The sequence below is a fragment of the Pseudomonas sp. MYb193 genome (assembly GCF_002966775.1).
GTDB lineage: Bacteria > Pseudomonadota > Gammaproteobacteria > Pseudomonadales > Pseudomonadaceae > Aquipseudomonas > Aquipseudomonas paracarnis.
The window spans coordinates 1,043,147-1,064,499 of sequence record NZ_CP023269.1 but is presented as its reverse complement, the minus strand read 5'-3'; the positions used below and the strand labels follow the sequence as shown (position 1 = coordinate 1,064,499).

Annotated in this window: 27 protein-coding genes; 11 read left to right on the top strand and 16 right to left on the bottom strand. The window is 59.3% G+C overall.

The window, feature by feature from the left end; translation table 11 throughout:
* Positions 1–53 precede the first annotated feature (53 nt).
* From hisC to CLM72_RS04870, 10 genes are all read right to left on the bottom strand, one after another.
* Complete coding sequence (gene hisC, locus CLM72_RS04915; RefSeq protein ID WP_105225789.1) at positions 54–1,106, bottom strand: histidinol-phosphate transaminase; 1,053 nt, start codon at positions 1,104–1,106, stop codon at positions 54–56.
* 3 nt (positions 1,107–1,109) lie between these two features.
* Positions 1,110–2,426 (bottom strand): histidinol dehydrogenase, encoded by a 1,317-nt coding sequence (gene hisD, locus CLM72_RS04910; protein ID WP_054919317.1) that lies wholly within the window; start codon positions 2,424–2,426, stop codon positions 1,110–1,112.
* 128 nt (positions 2,427–2,554) lie between these two features.
* Positions 2,555–3,190 (bottom strand): ATP phosphoribosyltransferase, encoded by a 636-nt coding sequence (gene hisG / locus CLM72_RS04905; RefSeq protein WP_003188599.1) that lies wholly within the window; start codon positions 3,188–3,190, stop codon positions 2,555–2,557.
* A 211-nt stretch (positions 3,191–3,401) separates the two neighbouring features.
* Positions 3,402–4,667: a UDP-N-acetylglucosamine 1-carboxyvinyltransferase gene (murA, locus tag CLM72_RS04900; RefSeq protein ID WP_034126315.1), complete on the bottom strand. Its 1,266-nt coding sequence runs from the start codon at positions 4,665–4,667 to the stop codon at positions 3,402–3,404.
* 23 nt (positions 4,668–4,690) lie between these two features.
* Positions 4,691–4,930, bottom strand: coding sequence for a BolA family protein (locus tag CLM72_RS04895; RefSeq protein ID WP_003188597.1), 240 nt, complete (start codon positions 4,928–4,930; stop codon positions 4,691–4,693).
* 114 nt (positions 4,931–5,044) lie between these two features.
* On the bottom strand, positions 5,045–5,350 hold the full coding sequence (locus CLM72_RS04890) for a lipid asymmetry maintenance protein MlaB (protein WP_105225788.1): 306 nt from the start codon (positions 5,348–5,350) through the stop codon (positions 5,045–5,047).
* A complete protein-coding gene (locus CLM72_RS04885) occupies positions 5,347–5,994 on the bottom strand; it encodes a phospholipid-binding protein MlaC (RefSeq protein ID WP_054919319.1) in 648 nt (215 codons plus the stop codon). The genes CLM72_RS04890 and CLM72_RS04885 overlap by 4 nt, the downstream gene beginning before the upstream one ends.
* A gap of 11 nt (positions 5,995–6,005) precedes the next feature.
* Positions 6,006–6,473 carry an outer membrane lipid asymmetry maintenance protein MlaD gene (gene mlaD, locus CLM72_RS04880; RefSeq protein ID WP_003188593.1) on the bottom strand — a complete coding sequence of 156 codons (468 nt, stop codon included), beginning with the start codon at positions 6,471–6,473 and terminating at the stop codon, positions 6,006–6,008.
* Positions 6,473–7,270: a lipid asymmetry maintenance ABC transporter permease subunit MlaE gene (mlaE, locus tag CLM72_RS04875; protein WP_003188592.1), complete on the bottom strand. Its 798-nt coding sequence runs from the start codon at positions 7,268–7,270 to the stop codon at positions 6,473–6,475. The genes mlaD and mlaE overlap by 1 nt, the downstream gene beginning before the upstream one ends.
* Complete coding sequence (locus CLM72_RS04870; protein WP_003188590.1) at positions 7,270–8,079, bottom strand: ATP-binding cassette domain-containing protein; 810 nt, start codon at positions 8,077–8,079, stop codon at positions 7,270–7,272. Before CLM72_RS04870 ends, mlaE begins: the two co-directional genes overlap by 1 nt.
* Before the next feature lie 310 nt (positions 8,080–8,389).
* Between CLM72_RS04870 and CLM72_RS04865 the strand changes: the two genes are divergently transcribed.
* The 10 genes from CLM72_RS04865 to CLM72_RS04820 all read left to right on the top strand — a co-directional run bounded on the left by CLM72_RS04865 (position 8,390) and on the right by CLM72_RS04820 (position 15,398).
* Positions 8,390–9,364, top strand: a complete 975-nt coding sequence (locus CLM72_RS04865) for a KpsF/GutQ family sugar-phosphate isomerase (protein ID WP_034126314.1) — start codon at positions 8,390–8,392, stop codon at positions 9,362–9,364.
* Entirely contained in the window at positions 9,365–9,889 is a 525-nt protein-coding gene (locus CLM72_RS04860; RefSeq protein WP_054897015.1) for an HAD family hydrolase, read from the top strand.
* Positions 9,890–9,897: 8 nt separating this feature from the next.
* Entirely contained in the window at positions 9,898–10,470 is a 573-nt protein-coding gene (gene lptC, locus CLM72_RS04855; RefSeq protein ID WP_014716937.1) for an LPS export ABC transporter periplasmic protein LptC, read from the top strand.
* On the top strand, positions 10,457–10,990 hold the full coding sequence (lptA, locus tag CLM72_RS04850; protein WP_032893554.1) for a lipopolysaccharide transport periplasmic protein LptA: 534 nt from the start codon (positions 10,457–10,459) through the stop codon (positions 10,988–10,990). Before lptC ends, lptA begins: the two co-directional genes overlap by 14 nt.
* Entirely contained in the window at positions 10,990–11,715 is a 726-nt protein-coding gene (lptB, locus tag CLM72_RS04845) for an LPS export ABC transporter ATP-binding protein (protein ID WP_003188582.1), read from the top strand. The genes lptA and lptB overlap by 1 nt, the downstream gene beginning before the upstream one ends.
* Before the next feature lie 184 nt (positions 11,716–11,899).
* Positions 11,900–13,393 carry an RNA polymerase factor sigma-54 gene (locus CLM72_RS04840; protein WP_034126312.1) on the top strand — a complete coding sequence of 498 codons (1,494 nt, stop codon included), beginning with the start codon at positions 11,900–11,902 and terminating at the stop codon, positions 13,391–13,393.
* A 75-nt stretch (positions 13,394–13,468) separates the two neighbouring features.
* Complete coding sequence (gene hpf / locus CLM72_RS04835; RefSeq protein ID WP_105225787.1) at positions 13,469–13,774, top strand: ribosome hibernation-promoting factor, HPF/YfiA family; 306 nt, start codon at positions 13,469–13,471, stop codon at positions 13,772–13,774.
* Between the two features lie 10 nt (positions 13,775–13,784).
* Positions 13,785–14,249, top strand: coding sequence for a PTS IIA-like nitrogen regulatory protein PtsN (gene ptsN, locus CLM72_RS04830; RefSeq protein ID WP_034126311.1), 465 nt, complete (start codon positions 13,785–13,787; stop codon positions 14,247–14,249).
* Positions 14,250–14,251: 2 nt separating this feature from the next.
* The gene (gene rapZ, locus CLM72_RS04825; RefSeq protein ID WP_019816957.1) at positions 14,252–15,109 is read left to right on the top strand and encodes an RNase adapter RapZ; all 858 of its coding nucleotides are present in this window, start codon (positions 14,252–14,254) and stop codon (positions 15,107–15,109) included.
* 16 nt (positions 15,110–15,125) lie between these two features.
* Complete coding sequence (locus CLM72_RS04820) at positions 15,126–15,398, top strand: HPr family phosphocarrier protein (protein ID WP_105225786.1); 273 nt, start codon at positions 15,126–15,128, stop codon at positions 15,396–15,398.
* A gap of 46 nt (positions 15,399–15,444) precedes the next feature.
* Here CLM72_RS04820 and CLM72_RS04815 read toward each other — a convergent pair whose 3' ends face one another.
* The 6 genes from CLM72_RS04815 to pmbA all read right to left on the bottom strand — a co-directional run bounded on the left by CLM72_RS04815 (position 15,445) and on the right by pmbA (position 20,697).
* The gene (locus CLM72_RS04815) at positions 15,445–16,338 is read right to left on the bottom strand and encodes a ZIP family metal transporter (protein ID WP_105225785.1); all 894 of its coding nucleotides are present in this window, start codon (positions 16,336–16,338) and stop codon (positions 15,445–15,447) included.
* 32 nt (positions 16,339–16,370) lie between these two features.
* On the bottom strand, positions 16,371–16,982 hold the full coding sequence (locus CLM72_RS04810; RefSeq protein ID WP_014716929.1) for a superoxide dismutase: 612 nt from the start codon (positions 16,980–16,982) through the stop codon (positions 16,371–16,373).
* A gap of 1 nt (position 16,983) precedes the next feature.
* Positions 16,984–17,412 carry a hypothetical protein gene (locus CLM72_RS04805; RefSeq protein WP_089041373.1) on the bottom strand — a complete coding sequence of 143 codons (429 nt, stop codon included), beginning with the start codon at positions 17,410–17,412 and terminating at the stop codon, positions 16,984–16,986.
* Between the two features lie 27 nt (positions 17,413–17,439).
* On the bottom strand, positions 17,440–18,816 hold the full coding sequence (locus CLM72_RS04800) for a lyase family protein (RefSeq protein WP_105225784.1): 1,377 nt from the start codon (positions 18,814–18,816) through the stop codon (positions 17,440–17,442).
* Positions 18,809–19,204, bottom strand: a complete 396-nt coding sequence (locus tag CLM72_RS04795) for a hypothetical protein (protein ID WP_003188570.1) — start codon at positions 19,202–19,204, stop codon at positions 18,809–18,811. The genes CLM72_RS04800 and CLM72_RS04795 overlap by 8 nt, the downstream gene beginning before the upstream one ends.
* A 146-nt stretch (positions 19,205–19,350) precedes the next feature.
* The gene (pmbA, locus tag CLM72_RS04790; protein WP_105225783.1) at positions 19,351–20,697 is read right to left on the bottom strand and encodes a metalloprotease PmbA; all 1,347 of its coding nucleotides are present in this window, start codon (positions 20,695–20,697) and stop codon (positions 19,351–19,353) included.
* 108 nt (positions 20,698–20,805) lie between these two features.
* Here pmbA and yjgA point away from each other — a divergent pair, with 108 nt between their 5' ends.
* On the top strand, positions 20,806–21,327 hold the full coding sequence (yjgA, locus tag CLM72_RS04785; RefSeq protein ID WP_003188568.1) for a ribosome biogenesis factor YjgA: 522 nt from the start codon (positions 20,806–20,808) through the stop codon (positions 21,325–21,327).
* Positions 21,328–21,353 lie beyond the last annotated feature (26 nt).

Sequence of the window (21,353 nt, the reverse complement as noted above, 5' to 3'; positions counted from 1 at the left end):
TTCCTGTGGGAGCCGGGCTTGCCCGCGATGAGGCCCTTACAGCCTGTAAAGAATTAGAGCTCGCCGAGCCCGTCGATCAGCGCCTGGTTCTGCTCCGGCGTCCCGATGCTGATGCGCAGGTACTGAGCAATCCGCTCCTGCTTGAAGTGCCGTACGATCACCCCTTGCTCACGCAACTTGGCGGCCAGCCCTGCAGCGTCATGCTGCGGGTGACGCGCAAAGATGAAATTCGCCGCCGACGGCAATACCTCAAACCCCTTGCCCTGCAATTGCGCGACGACCTGGTTGCGGCTGTCGATCACCCACTGGCAGGTCTTCTCGAAGTATTCACGGTCGTCAAACGCGGCCGCCGCGCCAACAATCGCCAACCGATCCAACGGGTAGGAGTTGAAGCTGTTCTTGACCCGCTCCAGCGCTTCGATCAGGTCTGGGTGGCCCACGGCCAGGCCCACACGCAAACCGGCCAGTGAGCGCGATTTGGAGAGAGTCTGTGTCACCAGCAGGTTCGGGTAACGGTCGACCAGGCTGATGGCAGTTTCGCCACCGAAGTCGATATAGGCTTCATCGACCACCACCACCGAATCCGGGCTGGCCTTGAGGATCTGCTCCACCGCGTCCAGCGCCAGTACGCACCCGGTGGGCGCGTTAGGGTTGGGGAAGATGATCCCGCCGTTGGGCCTGGCATAGTCAGCGGCCCGAATCTGGAACTGTTCGTCCAGTGGCACCGCGTCGAACGTGATGCCGTACAGGCCGCAGTACACCGGGTAGAAGCTGTAGCTGATATCCGGGAACAGCAGCGGCAGATCGTGCTGGAACAGACCATGGAAGATGTGCGCCAAGACTTCGTCGGAACCGTTGCCGAGGAACACCTTGCCGGCATCGATCCCGTAATACTTGGCCACGGCCTGCTTGAGCAGGTCGCTGTTGGGGTCCGGGTACAGGCGCAAGTTGTCATTCAACTCGGCCTGCATTGCCGCCAGCGCCTTGGGCGATGGGCCGTAGGGGTTTTCGTTGGTGTTGAGCTTGACCAGCTTGGTCAGCTTCGGTTGCTCACCGGGTACGTAAGGCACCAGGTCCTTGACGAAAGGGCTCCAGAATTTGCTCATGCCTTACTCTCCCTTGACGATGCGGTATTCAGCGCTGCGTGCGTGCGCGCTGAGGGATTCACCACGGGCCAGCACCGAGGCGGTCTTGCCCAGTTCGGAAGCGCCTTGTGGCGAGCAGAAGATAATCGACGAGCGCTTCTGGAAGTCGTACACCCCCAGCGGCGACGAGAAACGCGCAGTACCAGAGGTTGGCAACACGTGATTGGGGCCGGCGCAATAGTCGCCCAGGGCTTCGCTGGTGTGACGGCCCATGAAGATCGCCCCAGCGTGACGGATCGATGGCAACCAGGCCTGTGGGTCCGCTACGGACAGCTCAAGGTGCTCCGGTGCGATGCGATTGGCCACTTCAATGGCCTGCTCCATGTCACGCACCAGAATCAGCGCACCACGGCCGTTGATCGACTTCTCGATAATCTCGGCACGCTCCATGGTCGGCAGCAGCTTATTGATGCTGGCGGCGACCTTGTCGAGGAACTCGGCATCGGGGCTGACCAGGATCGCCTGGGCGTCTTCATCGTGCTCCGCCTGGGAGAACAGGTCCATGGCGATCCAGTCCGGGTCGGTCTGGCCGTCACACACCACGAGGATTTCGGAAGGACCGGCGATCATGTCGATACCGACCTGGCCAAACACATGGCGCTTGGCAGTCGCGACGTAGATATTGCCGGGGCCGACCACTTTGTCGACCTTCGGCACGCTTTCGGTGCCATAAGCCAGCGCTGCGACGGCCTGGGCGCCACCGATGGTGAACACACGGTCCACACCGGCGATGCAGGCGGCAGCCAGCACCAGCTCGTTGATTTCGCCACGCGGGGTCGGCACCACCATGACCACTTCGGTCACACCTGCGACTTTGGCCGGGATCGCATTCATCAACACCGACGATGGATACGACGCCTTACCGCCCGGCACGTACAGACCGGCGCGGTCCAGTGGCGTGACCTTCTGGCCCAGCACAGTGCCGTCGGCCTCGGTGTAGCTCCAGGAGTCCTGCTTCTGCTTTTCGTGATAGCTGCGTACCCGCGCCGCAGCGACTTCGAGGGCTTCGCGCTGCGGTGCGGTGATGCGCGTCAGCGCCAGCTCCAGGCGTTCACGCGGCAGGATCAGGTCAGCCATGGACTGCACGTCCAGGCCGTCGAACTGGCGGGTGAAGTCCACCAGCGCTGCATCACCGCGCTCACGCACGGCCTTGATGATGTCGAGCACCCGCTGGTTGACCGAGTCGTCGGACACGCTTTCCCAGCTCAGCAGATGATCCAGATGATGGGCGAAATCCGGGTCGGCAGCGTTGAGTCGGGCAATTGCAGTGGACGTGGTCATAGCGAGGGCCTCAATAGAATTGGCAAAAACTCAGGCGCCCTAAACTAGCAGTCGTTTCCGCTTGGGCACCTGAGAATTCTGGCTATGAGGCGGATAGACGGGCGTAGCTCTTCAGCTACGCGGGTGAGTCAACCGCGGTGTCGAGACTCCACTGCCTTGCGCAGGGTGTCGATCAACGCCTGGATACGGGCGTGCTGCATCTTCATCGATGCTTTGTTGACGATCAGGCGGGAGCTGATGTCAGCGATAAAATCCTGGGGCTCCAAACCGTTGGCGCGCAGGGTGTTGCCGGTGTCGACCACGTCGATGATCTTGTCGGCCAGGCCGATCAGCGGTGCCAGCTCCATGGAGCCGTAGAGCTTGATGATATCGACCTGGCGGCCTTGTTCGGCGTAATAGCGCTTGGCAACGTTGACGAACTTGGTGGCGACCCGCAGGCGGCCCTTGGGTTCGACATCACCGACGCGGCCGGCGGTCATCAGTTTGCACAGGGCGATGCGCAGGTCCAGGGGCTCGTACAGGCCCTGGCCGCCGTATTCCATCAGCACGTCCTTGCCGGCAACACCCAGGTCGGCGGCGCCATGTTCAACGTAGGTCGGCACGTCGGTAGCCCGCACGATCAGCAGGCGTACGTCGTCCTGGGTCGTGGGGATGATCAGCTTGCGGCTCTTGTCCGGATTCTCGGTCGGCACGATGCCCGCTTCAGCCAGAAGCGGCAACGTGTCGTCAAGGATGCGGCCCTTGGACAGTGCGATGGTCAACATGGGAAATGTCAGTCCTTCATCAGGCTATTGCTGTCCGGTCGCAAACGGCGCCAGACACAGATCGAGGCCATGACAGCCTCGATTTGAAACAAACCAGTCAACAACAAACTGTGGCGAGGGAGCTTGCTCCCGCTGGGACGCAAAGCGGCCCTCGAAGAGCGGGACTGCTACGCAGTCCCGCGGGAGCAAGCTCCCTCGCCACAAACAGGGACTAGCCCGGTACGCGGCGAATCTTCGCGCCGAGCATCTGCAGTTTCTCTTCGATGCACTCGTAACCACGGTCTATGTGGTAGATGCGGTCGATCAGGGTGTCACCTTCGGCGCACAGTGCCGAGATTACCAGGCTGGCCGAGGCACGCAGGTCGGTTGCCATTACTGGCGCGCCCTTGAGCTTGTCGATGCCGGTGACGATGGCGGTGTTGCCTTCGACCTGGATCTTGGCGCCCATGCGGTGCAGTTCATACACGTGCATGAAGCGGTTTTCGAAGATGGTCTCGATCACGGCACCGGTGCCTTCGGCAATCGCGTTCAAGGAGATGAACTGCGCTTGCATGTCGGTCGGGAACGCCGGGTACGGAGCGGTACGCACGTTGACGGCTTTTGGCCGCTTGCCGTGCATGTTCAGCTCGATCCAGTCTTCGCCGGTGGTGATCTCTGCGCCGGCTTCCTTGAGTTTTTCCAGGACGGCTTCCAGGATGGTCGGATCGGTGTCCTTGACCTTCACACGGCCACCGGTCACGGCAGCGGCAACCAGGTAGGTACCGGTCTCGATGCGGTCAGGCATGACTTTGTAGGTGGCGGTGTGCAGACGCTCTACACCATCAATAGTGATGGTGTCGGTGCCAGCACCGGAAACCTTCGCGCCCATGGCGTTGAGGAAGTTGGCCAGATCGACCACTTCCGGCTCGCGTGCGGCGTTCTGCAACACGCTGCGACCGTTGGCCAGGGCAGCGGCCATCATGATGTTCTCGGTACCGGTGACGCTGACGGTATCAAAGAAGAAGTTCGCGCCGCGCAGGCCGCCTTCCGGCGCCTTGGCCTTGATGTAGCCGCCTTCGACGTCAATGACTGCGCCCATGGCCTCAAGGCCACGGATGTGCAGGTCGACCGGACGCGAACCAATGGCGCAACCGCCAGGCAAGGCTACTTCGGCTTCGCCGAAACGGGCAACCATGGGGCCCAGCACCAGGATCGACGCACGCATGGTTTTCACCAGTTCGTACGGAGCGACCAGGGTCTTGATGGTGCGTGGGTCGATTTCGACGGCCAGCTTCTCGTCGATCACCGGCTCAATGCCCATGCGACCGAACAACTCGATCATGGTGGTGATGTCGTGCAGGTGCGGCAGGTTGGCCACAGTCACCGGGCCATCGCACAGCAGGGTCGCTGCCAGGATCGGCAAGGCGGAGTTTTTCGCACCGGAAATGCGAATCTCGCCATCAAGGCGGGCACCGCCGGTAATAATCAATTTATCCATAAGAATCTCGACGCCTTGGGGGCTCAGGTGCGCTCGGCCCAGGCCGCGCGGCTGAAAAATTTCATAGTGACCGCATGGATGCTGCCATCGGTGATCCATGGGTTCAAATGGGCATAGATCTGCTGCTGACGCTTGACCGGGCTCAATGCCGCCAGTTCATCGCTAATCACGTTCAGCTGGAAATTGCAGCCTTCGCCTTCGACTTCTACAGTCGTTTCAGGCAGCTTTCCTTCAAGGAAGCTCTTAACTTCTAGGGCCTGCATGCTCAACCTCTATCGGCGCCCAGTGCGCACGGGTCGCACATCATACAAAAAAGCCCCGCGCCTGCGAACCCCGCATAGCAGGACTCTGACGGGGGGCTTCTTTAATAATGTGTATCAGGGATGCGCCAGCAGCTCGGTCAAACCGGAAACTTCGGCAATTTCGCGCATGTCTTCTGGTAACGCACGGATGCTGACCGGCTTTTTCGCCGCCTCGGCATCACGCATGAAGCACAGTAACAACGACAGGCCGACGCTGCTGGACTTGGTCACCGCCGAGCAATCAAGCACCAGCTCTGGCGCCTTGCAGGCCTTGATCAGCGCCTGGCCCTGCTTGCGCAGGTCAGGCCCGGTGCGGTAATCCAGCACGCCGCTGAGGAACAGCTCGCCGGCGTCGCCGATACGAACAGCCGACTCGGTCATTGCGCAGGCTTCCCGGCAGCTTTGTCGGTTTCTTCCTTGGCCTTGGCCACTTCACCGGCCCAACCATTGATGGTCTTGTCCAGATCGTTGCCATTGCGCTGCATCGCGTCGGCGAACTGATCACGGAACAGCTTGCCGATGTTGATACCGTTGATGATCACGTTACGCAGTTTCCACTCACCGTTGATCTTCGTCAGGGTGTAGGACACAGGGTACACGGCGCCATTGCTGCCGGAGACTTTCATCCCGACTTCGGCACGGTCGCCCGACTCGTCCTTGGGCGCATCAACGATAATGCCCTGGTTGTTGTATTCCAGCAGAGCGTTACCGTAGAACTGGAACAGCCCCTTCTTGAAGTTTTCCTGGAACGTCTGCATTTGCGCAGGCGTAGCTTTGCGCGAATATTTGACCGTCATGATGCTTTTGGAGATGCCTTCAGCATCGACCACAGGGCCAACGATCGTGTTGAGCGCGTTGTAGAACCTGGAAGGGTCTTGCTTGTACTGTTCTTTATTAGCCTTGAGGTCAGCCAGCATTTTGCTGGTGGTGTCCTGTACCAAATCGTGGGCAGAACCTGCCGCGTTGGCCATCATCGGCAATGCTGCAAGCAGTACCAGCAGGCCACGTCGCAAGGTAGAGATCATGAACAGATTCCTCATTTAGCGTCTTTATTGACCGTATTGAGCAAAAATTTCCCGATCAGGTCTTCGAGCACCAGCGACGACTGTGTGTCGTGGATGGTCGAACCATCCTTGAGCAGGGCTGTTTCCCCACCCACGCTGACCCCGATGTACTTCTCGCCCAGCAAACCCGCAGTGAGGATAGATGCCGTGGAGTCAGTTGGCAGATTATCTACCTTCTTGTCCAGTTGCATCGTCACCCGACCGGTAAAGCTGTCGCGATCCAGATCGATTGCCGTGACCTTGCCGATGGTGACACCGGCCATGGTCACTTTGGATCTGACCGTCAAACCGGCGATATTGTCGAAGTACGCGTAAAGTTTATAGGTATCGGCGGTAGGGCTGGCCGAAAGACCACTGACTCGCAGGGCCAGCAACAGTAAAGCCAGGATGCCAGCCAGCAAGAAAAGGCCGACACCGATTTCCACAGTGCGGTTTTGCATCAGAAATCTCCAAACATCAAGGCGGTCAAAATGAAGTCAAGGCCCAGTACCGCCAACGAAGCGTATACAACGGTCTTGGTAGTGGCACGGCTGATCCCCTCTGAAGTGGGCTCACAGTCATAGCCTTGGAATACGGCAATCCAGGTCACCACAAAGGCAAAGACAATGCTCTTTATGATGCCGTTGAGCACGTCACCGGTGAAGGTCACGCTGTTTTGCATGTTGGCCCAGTAGGAGCCGTCGTAGACCCCCAGCCAGTCAACCGCCACCCACGAACCACCCCAGATACCCACCACGCTGAAGATCATTGCCAGCAGTGGCAGGGAAATGAAGCCGGCCCACAGGCGCGGGGCAACAATGTACTTGAGCGGGTCCACGCCGATCATTTCCAGGCTGGACAGCTGCTCAGTGGATTTCATATTGCCGATTTCAGCGGTCAGCGCCGAACCTGCACGCCCCGCGAACAACAAGGCGGTAACCACCGGGCCAAGCTCACGCAACAGGGTCAGGGCCACCATCTGCCCTACCGCCTGCTCCGAGCCGTAGCTGGACAGGATATTGAAACCCTGCAGCGCCAGCACCATGCCGATGAATACGCCGGAGACCACGATGATCACCAGGGACATCACCCCCACCGAGTGCAGCTGCTTGACCAGCAGGCCAAAGCCGCCGCCGATACCGCCGCGCCCCAGCAAGGCGTGAAACAGGAAAATGGTCGAACGCCCCAGCACTTCGACGATGTCGATGCCCGAGCGACCGAAAAGGCGAACCTTCTCGATAAGAGATGTCTTGCGCATCAGCGCTTCCCCAGAAGATCTGAGCGGTAGTCCGCTGCCGGAAAGTGAAAAGGCACCGGGCCATCGGGGTTGCCGGTCATGAATTGGCGAATGCGCGGGTTATCGGCGTTCATCAACTCTTCAGGCGTACCCTGCCCCAGCACCTGACCATCACCCACTACATACAGGTAGTCGGCGATGCTCGCGGTTTCGGCCAGGTCGTGGGAAACCACGATACTGGTGATCCCCAATGCATCGTTGAGCAGGCGGATCAGGCGCACCAACACGCCCATGGCGATCGGGTCCTGACCTACGAATGGCTCGTCATACATGAGGATCTGTGGGTCGAGGGCAATCGCCCGCGCCAAGGCGACACGGCGCTTCATGCCGCCGGACAACTCGTCCGGCATCAGGTCGATGGCGCCGCGAAGCCCTACGGCCTGCAGTTTCAACAACACGATGTCACGAATCATCTCATCGGACAGCTGGGTGTGCACCCGCAGCGGGAAGGCTACGTTTTCGAACACATCGAGGTCGGTGAACAGCGCGCCGCTCTGAAATAGCACGCCCATATGCTTGCGCGCATCGAACAGATCGCTGCGCGACAGCGTTGGCAGGTTCTGGCCGTTGACCCACACTTCCCCGGCACTGGGGCGCAATTGCATGCCCATCAGGCGCAACAGGGTGGTCTTGCCGCAACCGGAAGGCCCCATGATGCCCGTGACCTTGCCGCGAGGAATGCGAATATCGACGTTATTGAAGATGCTGCGCGTACCGCGCTTGAAGGTAAGACCCTTCAGCTCGACCGCGTAGGCGTTATCGGCACTCATCTAATCTCCTTGGGATGCAGCCTTTCACTCAGACACCATGTGTGCGACTTTGGTTTTCAACAGATGCGCAATAGTTGAGCACATGGGTTGGGCGGACCGAACTGGCGGCGAACTATATCACTGCTGGTACAGAGCCCCCAAGGCCGGAACAGCGCTGGTTCAGATTTGAGACAGGGAAAAAACGTTGCTTGCTATGTTACCGACGGTGGTTTTCAGTTATCCCGCGCACAAAGCCTGACGAACTTGCGTGAGGGAATTGATCATTACCGCTATAATCGCCGACTTTTCGTCAGGCTATACGATTTCAGACATGAGCCAATCCAGCGACCTTATTCAATCCGCACAACGCACCATACGCCTTGAGCTTGAAGCCGTAGAGGGCTTGCTGGCGCATATCGACGCGGATTTCGTGCGCGCCTGCGAGATGATTCTGGCCAGCAAGGGCCGCGTTGTGGTGGTCGGCATGGGCAAGTCCGGCCACATTGGCAACAAGATCGCAGCGACCCTGGCGAGCACCGGGACCACCGCGTTTTTCGTGCACCCGGCCGAAGCCAGCCACGGCGACATGGGCATGATCACCAAGGACGACGTGATCCTCGCCCTGTCCAACTCCGGTACTACCAACGAAATCGTGACCCTGCTGCCGCTGATCAAGCGCCTGGGCATCCAGATGATCAGCCTCACTGGCAACCCTGAGTCAACGCTGGCCAAGGCCGCCGACGTGAACCTGAACGTGCACGTAGCCCATGAGGCCTGCCCGCTGAACCTGGCGCCCACCTCCTCCACTACCGCCGCGCTGGTAATGGGCGATGCCCTGGCGGTGGCACTGCTGGAGGCCCGCGGGTTTACGGCCGAGGACTTCGCATTTTCCCATCCGGGTGGCGCACTGGGCCGTCGCCTGCTGCTGAAAGTGGAAAATGTCATGCATCGCGGCGCCGAGCTGCCGAGCGTTCCACGCGGCACCCTGCTCAGGGATGCGCTGATGGAAATGACCCGCAAGGGCCTGGGCATGACTGCCATCGTCGAAACCGATGGCCGACTGGCAGGGATATTCACCGACGGTGACCTGCGTCGCACCCTGGACCGCACCATTGATATCCATACCGCGACCATCGACGCAGTGATGACCCCTCACGGCAAGACCGCGCGCGCCGAAATGCTCGCGGCCGAAGCGTTGAAAATCATGGAAGATCACCGCATAGGTGCTCTTATCGTGGTCGACGACGATGACCGGCCGATCGGGGCCCTTAACCTTGGCGACTTGCTGCGCGCAGGAGTGATGTAAATGAACAGCGACCTGTTGCAACGCGGTAAAGACATCAAGCTGGCGATTTTCGACGTTGACGGAGTGCTGACCGATGGCCGCCTGTACTTCCTCGAAGACGGCAGCGAATTCAAGACCTTCAACACCCTCGACGGCCAAGGCATCAAGATGCTGATGGCAGCGGGCGTGCAAACCGCAATTATCAGCGGTCGAAAAACACCGGTTGTGGAACGCCGTGCACAAAACCTCGGTATTCCTCACCTGTATCAGGGCCGCGAGGATAAACTGGTGGTGCTGGACGAGCTTCTTGGCCAACTCAACCTAAGCTATGAACAAGTCGCCTATCTGGGCGACGACCTGCCAGACCTGCCGGTGATTCGCCGGGTGGGCCTGGGCATGGCCGTCGCAAATGCCGCGGCGTTTGTCCGCGAACACGCCCATGGCATCACCACCGCCCGTGGCGGCGAGGGTGCCGCCCGCGAGTTCTGCGAGTTGATCCTGCGTGCCCAGGGCAGTCTTGAAGCGGCCCACGCCGCCTACCTATAGAGCGTTATATGCTGAGTAAAAAGATTCGCAACTTCCTGTTATTCGGGGTCATCGCCGCGCTGCTCCTGGCGGTGGGCTACTGGAATATCAGCCCGGAGCGCTTTCTCGACAAGCCTGTTGCGCAGGTTGACGAAGGCCTTATCGACTATTACGCCACGAATGCCTACAGCATTCAGTATCTGCCCGACGGCAAGGTGCAGTATGAGATGACATCGGACAAGGTCGAGCACTTGAAGGCTTCCGAAGTCAGCCTGCTGACCAATCCGGACCTGAACCTGTATCGCGGCACCGAATTTCCCTGGCACGTGACCAGCAAGCGTGGCGAAGTCAACCCTGACGGCACCGAAGTTGAACTGATCGACTCGGTTCGCGTCGCACGTACAGACGCGCAGAACCGCGACACCATCATTACCAGCAGTCGCATGACCGTATTCCCACAGAAGCAATATGCGCAGACCGAGCAAGACGTTAGAATCGACGGCGCTGGCGGTGTATCGACTGGCAAGGGAATGAAAGCGTATTTGAAAGAAAGCAGGATACACCTGCTATCGAACGTAAGAGGACAGTATGAGGCTCGTTAAAACTCTCCCTATTTTGCTCGGTCTGGGCGCAGCACTGGGAAGCGTGAGCGCCTGGGCTCTGCCGAACGATAGCCAGCAACCGATCCACATCTCGGCTGACGATGCGCAGCTCGATGACAAGCAAGGTGTCGCCACCTACACCGGCGGCGTGATCATCACCCAGGGCTCGATGAAGATTACCGGCAACACGGTGACCCTGACTCGTACCAAGACCGGCGATATCGATGTGGTGACTTCGGTCGGCAATCTGGCTTATTTCGAGCAGAAGCAGTCCGCTACCGATACGGGCCCCATGAAAGGCTACGGCAAGACTATCCAGTATCACGCCCAGCAGAACCGCATCGTACTGATTGACCAGGCCAAGGTGCTGAGCCCGGACGGCAACTCCACGGAAGGTGAAAAAATCACCTATGACACCGTGAAGCAGATCGCTAACGCCGGTCGCGCCAACGGCAACAAGGTCACCGCACCCCGCCCACGCATCGACATGGTTATCCAGCCGAAGAAGAAGGCCGAGTAATGGCAACCCTGAAAGCCCAGCATCTGGCCAAGGCCTATAAAAGCCGCCAGGTGGTACGCGACGTCAGCCTGTCGATCGACAGCGGCCAGATCGTCGGCCTGCTCGGCCCTAACGGTGCCGGCAAAACCACCTGCTTCTATATGATCGTCGGGCTGGTCCAGGCGGACCAGGGTCGCGTATTGATCGACGACCTGGACGTCAGCCACCAACCCATGCACGGTCGTGCACGGGCAGGTATCGGCTATCTTCCGCAGGAGGCATCGATCTTCCGTAAACTGTCGGTAGCCGACAACATCATGGCGATCCTCGAGACCCGCAAGGAACTCGATCGCGATGGCCGCCGCCAGGAGCTGGAAAGCCTGCTGCAGGAATTCCACATCAACCATATTCGCGACAACCTCGGCATGAGCTTGTCCGGTGGTGAACGTCGTCGCGTGGAAATCGCCCGCGCCCTGGCGACCGCGCCGAAATTCATCCTGCTGGATGAGCCCTTCGCAGGTGTCGACCCGATTTCGGTAGGTGACATCAAGCAGATCATCCATCACCTCAAGGCCAAGGGCATTGGTGTGCTGATCACCGACCACAACGTGCGCGAGACCCTTGATATCTGTGAAACCGCTTATATCGTCAATGATGGCCAGCTAATTGCCGAAGGCGATGCCGAAACCATCCTGGCCAACGAGCTGGTGAAGGAAGTGTACCTGGGTCACGAGTTCCGCCTGTAAACACAGGGGTATCGCGCTCTTACCTGAAGCGCGCGGGAGTCAATGGAAACCTCGGTTTTTTTATTGTTACCGCGCTCTAGGCAAAGGCCCCGAGATCAGGCATATAATTTGCTTATGTTTGGCGCTCACGCGCCCTGTCGTGGATGGCGCATTGCGCCGGCGAATAAGGTGTTAAGCCCCTGCCATGAAACCATCGCTAGTCCTGAGAATGGGCCAGCAGCTGACGATGACACCGCAGCTGCAACAGGCCATCCGCCTGCTCCAATTGTCGACCCTGGACCTGCAACAGGAAATCCAGGAGGCCCTGGAGTCCAATCCGATGCTCGAACGCCAGGAAGAAGGCGACGACTTCGATAACGCAGATCCTCTGGCCGATAACATCGAGCAAAAACCCAATTCCGACGTGCAGGAACCCTCCTATCAGGAAACCGCCCCGACGGTGGACAACCTGGAGGAAGGCGACTGGAACGAACGCATTCCCAACGAGCTTCCCGTGGACACCGCCTGGGAAGACGTCTACCAGACCAGCGCCAGCAGCCTGCCAAGCAGTGATGATGACGAGTGGGATTTCACTACCCGCACGTCGGCGGGCGAGAGCCTGCAGAGCCACTTGCTGTGGCAACTGAACCTGGCGCCGATGTCCGATACCGATCGCCTGATCGCGGTCACCCTGATCGATTGCATCAATAACCAGGGTTACCTGGACGAAACCCTCGACGAGATCCTCGAGGCCTTCGACCCGGAACTGGATATCGAACTGGACGAAATCGAAGCCGTCCTGCACCGTATCCAGCAATTCGAGCCCGCAGGCATCGGGGCACGCACACTCAGCGAGTGCCTGTTACTGCAACTGCGCCAATTGCCGGCCAAGACGCCATGGCTCACCGAAGCGCAACGCTTGGTCAGTGACTACATCGACCTGCTGGGCAGTCGCGATTACAGTCAACTGATGCGCCGTATGAAGCTCAAGGAAGATGACTTACGCCAGGTCATCGAGCTGGTGCAAAGCCTCAACCCGCGTCCAGGCTCGCAGATCGAGTCCAGCGAAGCCGAATATGTGGTACCCGACGTCATTGTGCGCAAGGACAACGAACGCTGGCTGGTGGAGCTGAACCAGGAGTCAGTACCGCGCCTGCGGGTCAACCCGCAATACGCAGGTTTTGTGCGCCGCGCCGACACCAGCGCCGATAACACCTTCATGCGCAACCAGTTGCAGGAAGCGCGGTGGTTCATCAAGAGCCTGCAAAGCCGCAACGAAACCCTGATGAAAGTCGCAACTCAGATCGTTGAACACCAGCGCGGTTTCCTGGAGTACGGCGACGAGGCCATGAAGCCTCTCGTGCTGCACGACATCGCCGAAGCCGTCGGCATGCATGAATCGACGATTTCCCGGGTTACCACGCAGAAATTCATGCATACCCCACGGGGTATTTATGAGCTGAAATACTTTTTCTCCAGCCACGTCAGCACCTCTGAAGGCGGTGAATGCTCGTCCACGGCGATCCGCGCGATCATCAAAAAACTGGTTGCCGCTGAAAATCAGAAAAAGCCGTTGAGTGACAGCAAGATCGCTGGTTTACTGGAGGCACAAGGCATTCAGGTCGCCCGTCGAACCGTCGCCAAGTACCGCGAGTCCCTAGGGATCGCGCCTTCCAGCGAGCGTAAGCGGTTGATGTGACGGGCGGGCCACAGCGTTCCAGTGGTGGGTATTCCTGCCCACCGCTTTATGCACTGGCAACGAAGGAGAAGCTGTATGCAAGTCAACATCAGTGGACACCAGCTGGAAGTCACCAAGCCCCTGCGTGAATACACCGAGAGCAAACTGAACAAGCTTGCGGGGCATTTTGACAAGATCACCAACGTGCAGGTCATCATGGAGGTCGGTAAGCTCAAGCAGAAAATCGAGGCCACCCTGCACGTACCGAATGCCAAGCTCGTCGCCAATGCGGAACATGAAGATATGTACGCGGCCATTGACTCCCTCTACGACAAGCTCGACCGCCAACTCATAAAGCATAAGGAAAAGAATCTGCACCTGATGCAAGGTACAGGTCGTTAACTCTCCCCCCATGATCCGACTTGAAAACATCCTGACCCCCGGCCGTTCCCTCGTGAACGTGCCGGGCGGCAGTAAAAAGCGCGCCCTCGAACAAATTGCCAACCTGATCGCCCGGGAAATTCCGGATCTGGAGATGCAAGATGTCTTCGAAGCTCTGATTGCCCGTGAAAAACTCGGCTCCACCGGTTTTGGCAACGGCATCGCGATCCCCCACTGCCGCCTCAAAGGTTGTGATAAACCTGTGAGCGCGCTGATGCACCTGGACGCTCCGATTGATTTCGACGCCATCGACGGCGCCCCGGTCGACCTGCTGTTTGTGCTGCTGGTCCCGGAAGCCGCCACCGATGCGCACCTGGAACTGCTACGGCAGATCGCCAGCATGCTAGACCGCAAGGATGTACGCGACAAACTGCGCAGCGCCTCCAGCAATGAAGCGTTGTACCAAGTTGTCCTGGATGAACAAAACGGGCAGTAATCATGCGTTTGATCATCGTCAGCGGTCGCTCCGGCTCCGGTAAGAGCACCGCCCTCAATGTGCTTGAGGACAACGGCTTCTATTGCATCGACAACCTGCCTGCCGGCCTGCTGCCAGAGCTGGCGGAGCGTGCACTGATCCATACCGAATTGGCGCAGCCGCTGGTTGCGGTCTCGATTGACGCACGCAACCTGCCCAGCCACCTCTCGCGGTTCCCGGAACTGTTGGAGGAAGTGCGTGCCAAGCACATTCATTGCGATGTGCTGTACCTGGATGCCGACGAAGAAACCCTGCTCAAGCGTTTCTCCGAAACCCGTCGACGCCACCCCCTCAGCAGCGCCAACCGCTCCCTGGCCGAAGCCATCGAGGACGAGACCAAGCTGCTCGGGCCGATCATTGACCTCGCCGACCTGAAGATCAACACCACCAACCTGAACCTGTATCAGTTGCGCGACGCGATCAAGCTGCGCCTGCTGAACCAGCCTGAGCCGGGCACAGCGTTCCTGGTCGAGTCGTTTGGCTTCAAGCGGGGCATGCCGGTAGATGCCGACCTTGTGTTCGATGTGCGCTGCCTGCCCAACCCTTACTGGAAGCCAGAGTTACGCGACCAGTCGGGGCTGGATCAGCCCGTGATCGACTACCTGGCCGCACAGCCGGATGTGGAAGAGATGTTCCAGGACATCTCCAGCTACCTGCTCAAATGGTTGCCGCGCTTTGCCGCCAGCAATCGAGCCTATGTCACCATTGCCATTGGCTGCACCGGCGGCCACCACCGCTCGGTCTATCTGACTGAGCGCCTGGGCCAGGTGCTGCAACAAACCCTCAAGAACGTCCAGGTTCGCCACCGCGACCTTAGCTGAAAGGAACACCACTGCGATGCCGGCTCGGGAAATTGAAATCATCAACAAGCTGGGCCTGCACGCTCGGGCGTCGGCTAAATTCGTCGGGGTGGCCGGGCAGTTCCCCTGCCAGATCCGTGCTGGGCGCACGCCAGAGACCATGGTCGATGGCAAAAGCATCATGGCGATGATGATGTTGGCGGCCGGCAAAGGCACAAAAATTCATCTGAGCACCGAGGGCGAGCAAGAAGACGAAGCAATGGCCGCGCTGGTCGAGTTGATCAACAACTACTTCGACGAAGGCGAATAACCCCTACTGTAGGAGCGAGCAAGCTCGCTCCTACATGGAACCACCCTTAGCCCAACGCCGTATCCATCACCATCATTAGGCAAAACCCGATGCACAGCCCAAGGCTGGCAAGCTTTTCATGGCCATTGCGGCGCGACTCGGGGATGACTTCATGAGTCACTACCAGCAACATTGCCCCGGCGGCCAGCGCCAAACCCAGCGGCAATAACACTTCGGCAAGGCTCACCAGCCATGCGCAGAGCACCGCAAATACCGGTTCAACCAAGCCCGATGCAGCGCCAATCAGGAAGGCTTTGATCCGCGACATTCCCGCCCCAGCCAATACCAACGCAATCACTAGCCCTTCGGGTACATCCTGCAAGGCAATGCCCATGGCGAGGCTGTCGGCATCCGCCATGCCTCCGCCCGCGGAAACACCTACAGCCATGCCTTCCGGGATATTGTGCGCAATGATGGCAAACACGAATAACCAAATACGCGGCGGGATAACCGGTTTATCCGGTGTACCCACCAGCATTTCCGGGCTGGCGCCAGAAACCTTGCGGTCTACGAGGTACAGGCCGAACGCCCCGAGCATGATGCCGAAGCTGATCAAGCCACCGGCGCCCCAAGGTGAAAGCCCCAGGCTTTCAGCGGCGGCGATACCCGGCACGACCAGGGAAAAAGCGGTCGCCGCCAGCATCACACCGGCACCAAAGCCCAGCAGGGTATCGCTCAGCGCCATCGGCATGCGCCGAATCACCAACACCGGCACCGCGCCCAGCGCCGTGCCCAGCGCGCAGATCGCTCCACCCTGCAAAGCGCGCAGGATGCGCGGCTCCAGGTTCAACCAGGCCAGCCCATGGGCCACCAATAACGCAGTACCTGCCAATAGCAGCAGCGTGCCAAACGCATAACGAAACATTCGTACGCTACCGATCGCCAGTGTTTGAGTGCCCATAGTCGGCCTTAGATCTTGTTATGGAGTGAGTGTCAGGCCAAGGCCGCCTGATAGCGCGCGGCAACTTCCGGCCAGTTGATGACGCTGTAAAATGCATTGATGTACTCAGGTCGTCGGTTTTGATATTGCAAGTAGTAGGCGTGCTCCCAAACGTCCAGGCCCAGGACCGGTGTATTGCCGCTCATCAGCGGGCTGTCCTGGTTGCCGCTGCTTTCCACCACCAGCGTTTTCTGCGGCGTAACACTCAACCAGGCCCAGCCACTACCGAAACGCGTCAACGCCGCCTTGGTGAACGCCTCCTTGAAGCTGTCGAAACCACCCAATTGCTCGTCGATAGCCTTGCCCAGCGCGCCCTCGGGTTTGCCGCCACCTGTAGGTGACATGACAGCCCAGAACAACGAGTGGTTCGCATGCCCGCCTCCTTGGTTGACCACGGCAGCGCGTAATTTCTCCGGCAATGTTTGGACGCTGGACACCAGCTTCTCCACCGGCCAGCCGGCGAACTCAGTGCCCTCGACCGCGGCATTGAGGTTATTGATGTAGGTCTGATGGTGTTTGGTGTAGTGAATTTCCATGGTTTGCGCGTCGATATGCGGCTCGAGGGCGTCGTAGGCGTAAGGCAAGGCCGGCAAGGTATAGGTCATATCAATGTGCTCCAAAGTGGGACGTGGACGTTGGCGTCGCAGCACCGCCCAGCAGACGATGAGTACGTGGGTATTCGCCGTGATCGCTGATGAAATTCAGCAGCTCGACGTAGGTCTTGCTGCTCTGGCGCAACGCGGCCTCGCGCAATGACGGGCTGAGGCGTGGGTCCTGCATGGTCTGTAAGAGGCGCTGATGGATAGCGCAGAGGTATTCCGCGCTTTCCTCAGGCTGGTTCAGGCGCAAGTGCAGGTCCGCCAGGTTGTGATGGGAAATGACACAGGCCGCCACTGCTTCGTCGGCATCCGCCCAGCGTTCGAACAACACTTGGGCCAGGGCCAGGGCTTGCAGATAGGCCTCGCGAGCGTCAACCAGCTCACCTGCCATAAAGCAGCGATTGGCCCGTTCGATCGTGCGTTTCCAGTGCTCCATGGTGAGCCTCCAAAGCAGGGTCGTTGATTACACACCGCCGGCGGTGAGCTTTTCCGGGTCCAGCAGGACTTCCAGTTGGCTGCGAGGCAGGTCGGTGTGTTCGAGGGCGACATCGATCACCGGGCGGCCTTGCTGATACGCCTTCTTGGCGATTTCAGCGGCTTTCTGGTAGCCGATGATCGGGTTGAGTGCAGTGACCAGGATCGGATTGCGCGACAGCGCTTCCTTGAGCTTGGGCTCATTGACCTTGAAGCTGGCAATGGCCTTGTCCGCCAGCAACCGGCTGGCATTGGCCAGCAATTCCAGGCTGCTGAGCAGGTTTTGGGCAATGATCGGCAGCATCACATTCAGCTCGAAGTTACCCGATTGGCCGGCCACCGTGATCACTGTGTCATTGCCGATAACCTGGGCGGCTACCATGGCGGTCGCTTCCGGAATGACCGGGTTGACCTTGCCCGGCATGATCGAAGAGCCTGGCTGCAGCGCCTCCAGTTCGATTTCACCCAGGCCGGCCAATGGCCCGGAGTTCATCCAGCGCAGGTCATTAGCGATCTTCATCAGCGACACCGCCGTGGCTTTCAACTGGCCAGAGACTGCAACGGCGGTATCCTGGGAGCCAATCAGCGCAAACAGGTTTTTACCGGGCGTGAACTTCACCCCGGTCAAAAGGCTCAGCTGCTGGCTGAAGCGCCCGGCAAACTCGGGGTGTGCGTTGATCCCGGTACCGACCGCCGTGCCGCCCTGAGCCAATGCTTGCAGCGCCGGTAGCAGGTCCTGCAAGTGACCGATATTGGCCTTGAGTTGCTGCGCCCAGCCGTTCAGCACCTGGCTCATGCGCACCGGCATGGCGTCCATCAAATGCGTACGGCCGGTCTTGATGAACGGATGAACCGCCTCGGCTTTTTGCTCGATGACTTGCACCAGATGCAGCAGCGCCGGCAACGTTTGCTCGTGCAGCACCAACGCGGCACTGACGTGGATGGTGGTGGGGATGATGTCGTTGCTGCTCTGGCCGCAATTCACATGATCGTTGGGGTTGACCGCCTCGCCCAGCAAACGGCTGGCAAGGGTCGCGATCACTTCATTGGCGTTCATGTTGGAGCTGGTGCCGGAGCCGGTCTGGAAGATATCCACCGGGAAGTGCTGCATGTAGTCGCCTTCCAGCAAGCCTTGGGCGGCATCGACAATGGCCTTGCCCTGCCCTTCACTGATTTGCTTGAGCTCGACGTTGACCTTGGCCGCGGCTGTCTTGGCCAGGATCAGGGCGCGGATGAATTGCGCCGGCATGGGTTGATGACTGACGGGAAAGTTGTTCACCGCACGCTGTGTTTGTGCGCCATACAAAGCTTCTTGCGGCACATGCAGTTCGCCCATGCTGTCGCGTTCGATACGGGTGTTACTCATCATTAGATCCTTGCACCAAGTCAGAAACGGAAATCGAAGGCAGTAATTCGCAGCTCGCCAATTGCCAGGCAAAGGTCTGCCAGCGCTTGAGGCGGCAGGCACAGTGGGAGAGTTTTTCCAGGTCGCGCAGTGGCCGCCAGGCTTGGTCCAGGCACAGGGAGCGCCAATGCCAGGGCAGGGCGACATCAGCGGCGGTGTCGATCAACAAACGAAATGAGGTTTCAGCGATCGTCCACGGATGGGTTGCGGTGCAACACGCCAGATACCTACCTTCGTTCAGGTAGTGCTCAATCAGGCGGGGTTCATTGGGATCCAGACCACAGCGAATCTGGCGGCTCATCCAACGCCAGCTTTCCAGATAAGGATCCTCATGCAGGACAGAACTCATGAGCCACACTCATTCGGTAATGATATTTATTATTAAATGATATTGAGAATCAAAACAAGAGCAGCCTATTAATCCTGCTGTGACAAGGCAATAAAAAAGGCGCGCCATCTTTGCGATGGCGCGCCTTTCAGGACGTGCGGGAGGGATTAGCTGCCAGCGACCGTCATGCGTTCGATAAGCACCGAACCCGTGCGAATATTGCTGCGCAGTTCCAGGTCGTTACCCACGGCAACGATCTGCTTGAACATATCGCGCATATTGCCGGCGATGGTCACTTCCTGGACGGCGAACTGAATCTCGCCATTCTCCACCCAGAAGCCCGCCGCACCGCGCGAGTAGTCACCGGTGACCATGTTCAGGCCATGGCCCATCAATTCAGTCACCAGCAACCCACGCCCCATCCGCCGCAACAACGCCGCCTGGTCTTCATCACCGTGGGTCACGAACAGGTTATGCACGCCGCCCGCGTTAGCGGTGCTTGGCAGGCCCAGCTTGCGACCGGCATAAGTGCCCAGCACATAGGACACCAGCTCACCCTGCTCGACAAACGGCTTGGCATAGGTCGCCAGGCCATCGCCGTCGAACGACGAACTGCCCATCGCGCGCATCAGATGCGGGCGCTCGTCAATGGTCAGCCACTCAGGGAACAGCTTCTGGCCGATGGCGCCTTCCAGGAACGAAGACTTGCGATACAGGTTGCCACCGGAAATCGCGCCCAGGAAGCTGCCGAATAAACCACCGGCCAGCTCTGCGGAAAACAGCACAGGCACTTCGCAGGTCGGCACCGGGCGCGCGCCCAGGCGGCTCGCAGCCCGTTGCGCCGCACGCTGGCCAATGCTTGCAGGGTCTGCCAGTAAATCGCCTTGGCGGTTTACGTCGTACCAGTAATCACGCTGCATCTGCCCATTGGCTTCGGCGATCATCACGCAACTGAGGCTGTGACGCGTGGAGGCATAACCACCGATAAAGCCATGGCTATTACCGTAGACGCGGCAACCCTGATGGGTGCTTAAGGTGGTGCCGTCCGCATTCTTGATGCGGGCATCGGCATCGAACGCTGCCGCTTCGCAGGTCAGCGCCAGCTCGATGGCTTGCTCAGGGGTGATATCCCAGGCATGGAACAGGTCGAAATCCTGCACATCCTTGGCCATCAGCGCCTTGTCGGCCAGGCCCGAGCTTTCATCCTCGGAGGTGTGCTTGGCAATCGCCAGTGCTGCGGCGACGGTCTCGCGAATCGCCTCAGGGCCACTGGCCGAGGTGCTGGCCGAGCCTTTGCGCTGGCCCGCGTACAAGGTAATGCCAAACCCTTGGTCGCGATTGAACTCCACCGTTTCCACTTCACGCTGGCGCACCGAAGTCGACAACCCTTGCTCCAGCGACACCGCCACTTCACAGGCGCTGGCCCCCTGGCGCTTGGCTTCGGCAAGGATCTGCTCGACTTGTTCCTGCAGTGCCGGTAACGCTTGTGGACCGACGCTTTGGGCTGCACTCATGGTTTTCTCCACTCAAATTCTGCTTTCGGTTAAGGCCATCGAGCGACCGGGCCGGACAAGCGGCCCCCGACTGGTTATCATGGCGGCGTTTCTTTGCGGACTGCCACCATGGTTGATTCTTACGACGACTCCCTCGATGGGGAGAAAAGCAAAACCCAGGTCAAACGTGAGCTGCATGCGCTGGTTGACCTTGGCGAGCGCCTTACAACGCTCAAAAAAGATTTGGTTGCCAAACTGCCACTGACCGACGAAATGCGTCGGGCCCTGGCCGATGCGCCCAAGCACACCGCGAATATCGCGCGTAAACGGCACATCTCGTTTATCGGCAAACTGATGCGCGACCAAGACATTGACGCCATTCTGACTTTGCTCGATCAAACCGATGCCTCCACTCGCCAGTACAATGAACGCTTCCACAACCTGGAACGTTGGCGTGACCGCCTGATCTCGGGCGATGACGCGGTGCTGGAGAAATTCGTACTGGACTACCCGGACGCGGACCGCCAGCAATTGCGCTCCCTGATCCGTCAGGCCCAGCACGAGCTGGCGCATAACAAGGCGCCGGCCACCAGCCGTAAAATCTTCAAGTACATCCGTGAGCTGGACGAGACTCAACGCGGTCTGCGCTGATCCTCCTCCCCGGGTGGCGGTCTTCG